This window comes from Limnoraphis robusta CS-951, from assembly GCF_000972705.2.
In genome coordinates, this window is sequence record NZ_LATL02000125.1 from 1 (window position 1) to 4,706 (window position 4,706).

General features: G+C 43.8%; 2 protein-coding genes. Both read left to right on the forward strand.

All coding sequences use genetic code 11. The features are described from left to right. The first annotated feature begins 318 nt into the window (after positions 1-318). The gene (locus WN50_RS36100; protein WP_053221490.1) at positions 319-1,407 is read left to right on the forward strand and encodes a CHAT domain-containing protein; all 1,089 of its coding nucleotides are present in this window, start codon (positions 319-321) and stop codon (positions 1,405-1,407) included. Between the two features lie 247 nt (positions 1,408-1,654). Next, the coding region (locus WN50_RS11215) for a WD40 repeat domain-containing protein (RefSeq protein ID WP_235440921.1) at positions 1,655-4,706 on the forward strand (3,052 nt) is incomplete at its 3' end.

Here is a 4,706-nt window from a genome sequence, read left to right on the forward strand (position 1 = left end):
TACTCCCCATTCCAAATAAAAAACTTTTTTCCTTTTCCCTCTCCTAACCCCCCTTTCAAAGGGGGGCAGGGGGGATAGAGAGGGTTAGGGAGAGGTAGGAGAGGGCGTTGCGGTGAGGTGGAGAGGGCGCTGCGGTGAGGTAGGGAAGGGGGTTGGGGGGTTAGGTTCTACAATTTCTGGTCGAGAATGAAACAGCCCTGGGAGCCTTAAAAAGGGGGAGATAAAGGGGGATAAGGAGATACGCCTGACGGCACACTACGCGAACGTCAAAAGTTGCATGATTAGAAAGAAATGGTATTACATTAAGGAGATTCAACCATGAAGAAAATACTGATTTTATTATCCAATCCCAAAAATTCGGTTCAGTTACGTTTGGGAGAAGAAACACGCGAAATCAAAGAAGCATTGAAACAGTCCAAAAATCGAGAACAATTTCAAGTTGAGAGTGAGTCAGCCGTTCGAGTGAAAGACTTGCGACGAGCGCTATTAGAATATGAACCTGCAATTGTTCACTTTTCCGGTCATGGTTCTGGGAGTGACGGACTGATATTAGAAAATGATTCGGGAGAAACTCAACTCGTCAGTAGTGAGGCTTTAGCCAAGCTGTTTAAACAGTTTCAACAAGAAGTTCAATGTGTTGTTCTCAATGCTTGCTACAGCGAAGAACAAGCCCAAGCCATCCATGAATATATTGACTGTGTGGTGGGGATGAATAAAGCCGTTGGAGATGTTGCAGCGATTAACTTTTCGACGGCGTTTTATGAAGCTTTGGGCGCGGGAAAATCCTATGATAAATGTTTCAACTTTGCTTGCAATGCTATTGATTTAGAAGGAATACCCGAGTCGGATACTCCACAAATTCGCTATCGTCCTCGACATTATATTTCCGATATTCAGGAAACTCAGCAAGCAAAAAACACAGATGATTCATCTTCTCAACCTGGCTTTAAACCTGCCATCAATATTAATGGTAATCTTTCCAACAGTCCAGTAGGTCAAGCCGGACGCGACCAGACTCAAACCTCTGATCAATCTCAATCTTTTGGTGATGTTAGTTTTAGGGGAACGGGTAATAATTTTAACCCATTTAATCGTGTGCATGGTAACGTTAATATTGACCAAAGTAAAACTGAAACTATCGGGGGAAATTCTGAATTACAAGCGGCATTAAATGAACTGAAAAAACTTAAACAGGAAATTGGTTCAACAAATTCTCTCAGTGTTCTTCAGAAAAAACAAGCCGAGATTCCTGTTGAAATACTCGAAACCGAATTAAAGAAACCCCAACCCAATAAAAGCTTAATAGATGAAGCAGTTGAAGCACTCAAAAAAGGATTAGAAGGGGTAGAAACGCTTGCTGGGCCTGTGATGAAAGTTGCAGCAATTTTAGCGAAAGTGTGGGTTTAATCGAGCCTGAACAAATATTAAACCATCTGTTGTTGTCTATTAATATCATTGCCAGGGGGGACGGAAACAGTCATAATTTTAGTTGCTCCAGTTGCCCCCTGTGGTAATCTTGGTTATAACGGTTAAAGTATGAGATGGTGTCTGCTCGTTTAACGCTTCTTTCAAGAGGTTAACTTATTTTCACCGCCTCGCAATGACAGGGTTATTCATTTTCTCAGCCTAAAAAAACAGACTCGCTAATAAGATTATGACTGAACAAGAAGCCCATAAAAACCTACCCTATGAGCAAAGCCAAACTGCCGGAAACGTAGAATTTTCTGGCAATGAAAACGCTATGAATTTGCTGAATTCGGCGAACGATGTCAGCATCAATCAATCTCGTATCATTACCATCTACAACTATAATTATCAACAACAAACCGTTACCCCATCCACTGAAGATGATATCGATGATAACTTAATCTGTCCCTATCAAGGTTTATATCATTTTAGTTACGAGAATTCAGAGTATTTCTTTGGGCGGGAAGTCTTTGTCGAAGAACTCTTTGAATATACCGAAACCCGCAATTTTATTCCGGTGTTGGGTGCGTCTGGGAGCGGGAAATCTTCGGTGATTTTGGCGGGATTAGTGCCGAAATTGGTTCAAGCTGGACGCTGGCAATTTACCCATTTTCGACCGGGAAATGACCCTTTTAATGCACTCGCACAAGCGTTAGTTCCGCTCTATGAACCGAATTTGAATAAAACAGAACTCATTGCACAAGCGCGTCAATTAGCGGGATATTTTAAAAACAATACTGTTTTATTATCCGATGTTTTTGCAACAATACAACAGAATAATCCTCAAAATCGGACTTTATTAATAGCCGACCAATTTGAGGAACTTTACACCCTTTGTCCCGACGAAAAAATCCGTCGTCAATTTCTAGATACACTGTTAAACACTTTTAAATCTTTCGCCGAACAATCTTCTTTATCAACGGTGTTAGTTGCCACGATGCGGGCGGATTTTCTCGGAAATGCGCTTTCTTATCGGCCCTTAGTAGATGTGTTGAAAAATGCTAATATTATGTTAGGGCCGATGAATGAAAATGAACTGCGAGATGTGATTGAAAAACCCGCGCAAAAATTGGGGGTGAGTTTTGAAAGCGGACTGGTTGAACGCATTCTCGATGATGTCGAGCAACAGCCGGGAAATTTACCTTTATTAGAATTTGCTTTAACTGAACTTTGGAAAAAACGCCAAGGTAAACAATTAACCCATAAAGCCTACGAAGATATCGGAGAAGTTTCCGGCGCCTTAACGGGTTATGCTGATGAGAAATTTAGTAAACTTAAACCCGAAGAAAAAGAACGAGTCCGCCGAATTTTTCTTCAGTTGGTGCAACCGGGGGCGGGAAGGGAAGACACCCGCAGAGTCGCGACTCAGGCCGATTTCAACGAGAGCAATTGGGATTTGGTCAAACAATTAGCAGATGCGCGGTTAGTTGTCACCAGTCGTACAGAAAATAATTCCGAACAAGAAACCGTTGAAGTCGTCCATGAAGCTTTAATTAGAAATTGGGGGCAACTGAGGAAATGGATGGAAGTAGACCGAGAATTTAGAACCTGGCAAGAACAACTGCGTTCGGCAAAGAAACAATGGGAAGAAAACCATCGAGATCAAGGTTCTTTGTTACGAGGAGCGGCTCTACTAAAAGCAGAAGAAAAACTGCAAGAGCGTCCCGAAGATTTAGAAGCTGAGAAACTTTTTATTCAGGAGAGTATTCAAGATCGCGATCGCCTCCAACAACAGGAAGAAGAACGAAAAGAGCAATTAGCCAAAGCACAGAAAGAAGCTCTAGAAGCATCCCAAGCCAGGGAAGCACAACAAAAACAAGCCAACAAAAAGCTGCGGATAGGAGCAATATTTCTCAGTGTTTTATCAGTGGCCGCGATCGCTGCTGCTGTAGGGGCCTGGTATCAGACAAAACAAGCCCAGAAGCAGACAATACAAGCACAACTGAATCTAGCAGATTCTCTCGGTCGAACTTCTAAGGCTCTGTTGACTGAAGGAAAGGATTTAGAGGCTTTTTTGGAGGCCATTCGGGCCGGGAAAATCTTGCAAAAATACCGAGCCAAAGACCCAGAGGTGTTGGGTGCCTTAATCGGTAATATTTATGAAGGCAGGGAGCGGAACCGTTTGCGGGGACACGATAACGTGGTCAGAAGCGTCAGCATCAGCAAGGATGGCAAAACCATTGTTTATGGCAGTTGGGACAACACCATCAAAGTTTGGAATAGAGAAACCGGAGAATTAATCCGCACTCTCACCGGACACGGTGGCAAGGTCTATAGCGTCAGCATCAGCAACGATAGCAAAACCATTGTTTCTGGCAGTGGTGACAACACCATCAAAGTCTGGAATCTGGAGACACCCGACGCCGAACCCCTCACTCTCAAAGGACACAATGGCCAGGTCAATAGCGTCAGCATTAGCAACGATAGCAAAACCATTGTTTCTGGCAGTGATGACAACACCATCAAAGTCTGGAATAGAGAAACCGGAGAAGAAATCCACACTCTCAAAGGACACAATGGCCAGGTCAATAGCGTCAGCATCAGCAACGATAGCAAAACCATTGTTTCTGGCAGTGAAGACTACAACATCAAAGTCTGGAATCTCCAAACCGGAGCAGAAATCCGCACTCTCACCGGACACCAGAACTGGGTCAAAAGCGTCAGCATCAGCAACGATAGCAAAACCATTGTTTCTGGCAGTTCTGACTTCACCATCAAAGTCTGGAATCTGGAAACCGGAAAAGAAATCAGCACTCTCAAAGGACACAAGGGCCAGGTCTGGAGCGTCAGCATCAGCAACGATAGCAAAACCATTGTTTCTGGGAGTGAAGACAGCACCATCAAAGTCTGGAATCTCCAAACCGGAGAAGAAATCCGCACTCTCAAAGGACACGATAACCATGTCTGGAGCGTCAGCATCAGCAACGATGGCACCATTGTTTCTTGCAGTGGTGACAACACCATCAAAGTTTGGAATCTTGAAACCGGAGAAGAAATCCGCACTCTCACCGGACACGGTGGCAAGGTCTATAGCGTCAGCATCAGCAACGATAGCAAAACCATTGTTTCTGGCAGTGATGACAACACCATCAAAGTCTGGAATCTTGAAACCAGAGAAGAAATCCGCACTCTCACCGGACACAATGGCCAGGTCAATAGCGTCAGCATCAGCAACGATAGCAAAACCATTGTTTCTGGCAGTGGTGACAACACCATCAAAGTCTGGAATCTGGAGACAC